Origin of the sequence: Runella defluvii (assembly GCF_014195535.1) — a bacterium.
GTDB classification, from domain to species: Bacteria; Bacteroidota; Bacteroidia; order Cytophagales; family Spirosomataceae; genus Runella; species Runella defluvii.
The window spans coordinates 1-1,323 of sequence record NZ_JACIBY010000045.1 but is presented as its reverse complement, the minus strand read 5'-3'; the positions used below and the strand labels follow the sequence as shown (position 1 = coordinate 1,323).

Genomic DNA, 1,323 nt, shown 5'->3' with positions numbered 1-1,323 from the left:
TGTGCTGACCGATAAAAACTGGACAGAAAACCGTCCCTTATTTTAGAGAATGGGAACTCGGTTAATGGGACTATTTTTCATATCGATTCCATTTTGAAGAAGGAACTCAGCAGGACTCTGAAAATTGATTCCGCCATGAATTCTTTCAAAATTATAGAAATCACGGAATTGATTCATTATTTTTTTTGCATCACTTATATTACTGAACTCAAACTTCTGACAGACAGCACTTTCCATAATGGAATGATACGATTCAATATGGCTGTTCTGTTGAGGTGTAGCAGGTTTGGTAAATTCCTGAACGACCTGTTTGTCTTTGAAATACTTTTGAACCATTTCGGCGATGAATTGTGCTCCGTTATCGCATCGCACATACATTTTTTCAGGAGTCCTCATGTGTTCAAATATTCTTTCAAATAGGCTAATAACATCCTGATATTTAATAGAATAACCTATATGATGGCTGATATTCCAACGGGAATAAACATCTAAAACAGTCAAAACTTGCATATTTCTGTTTTGCCCTGCAACCCATACGAATTTAATGTCAAATTCAAGGTAGCAGAAGGCGATTTCGACCTGCGGTAGCAAATCTTTGACCCAGTTGCGTTTAGATTTTTTCGAGCTATTAACATATTGATTTCTCAGTAATTGATGGCTTTTCATAAGTCGATAAACTAAATGTTTGCTAATATTTAATCGCTTCTTTCTACGCAAATAGATGTAGGTTTTGTAATAACCATAATCAACAAAAGGGTGATTGAAAAGCGCATGAATATATTTAATAACAGACTCATTATCAATAACTTTTCCATTTTCATCAATTGCTTTTGCATAAGGCTTACGTCCCTGTTTGCCCTCGGAGGGTCGATAGTAATAACTACTTCGAGCAATGTAGCATAAACCCAACACTTTATTCTTGGGCAAGTGGGTTTCAATGAATTCCTGTGCCACCCTCAGCCGCTCTTGCTGAGTGGGGAAGTTTTTTTTAACAGGGCATCCTTTATACGAATTTCAAGCTCCTTCTCAGCTACCAGTTCTTTAAGTGCCTGATTCTCGCGTAAAAGGCGATGATATTCTTTGCTTGAAATAGTAGTCTCAACCTCTTTTAATACGGAGGGGGATAGTTCGGATGCCCAACGGTAAATCATGGAGGTCGAAACCTCAAATTGACGGGCAGCAGAGGAGGCTCCGTGTTCTTGGTAATACTGGAGGATGGCTTTTTTCTCGCTTTCACTCCAACGTTTGCGGTGTTTGCTCATTTGAACTACAAGTTAAGAGATTCCCTTAGCTTTGTGTCCAAACTTTTATCGGGCTGGAAAG

The 1,323-nt window shown here is 38.5% G+C and carries 2 protein-coding genes; both read right to left on the bottom strand.

Going from position 1 to position 1,323, the window contains the following annotated elements:
• Positions 1–42: 42 nt before the first annotated feature.
• Positions 43–954 carry a DDE-type integrase/transposase/recombinase gene (locus FHS57_RS31600; RefSeq protein ID WP_310587033.1) on the bottom strand — a complete coding sequence of 304 codons (912 nt, stop codon included), beginning with the start codon at positions 952–954 and terminating at the stop codon, positions 43–45.
• 2 nt (positions 955–956) lie between these two features.
• Complete coding sequence (locus FHS57_RS31595; RefSeq protein ID WP_183980806.1) at positions 957–1,262, bottom strand: transposase; 306 nt, start codon at positions 1,260–1,262, stop codon at positions 957–959.
• Between the last annotated feature and the right edge of the window lie 61 nt (positions 1,263–1,323).

Bases quoted from the DNA above. Each gene is read 5' to 3' on its own strand.
- FHS57_RS31595 (WP_183980806.1), bottom strand. From the start codon at position 1,262: ATGAGCAAACACCGCAAACGTTGGAGTGAAAGCGAGAAAAAAGCCATC.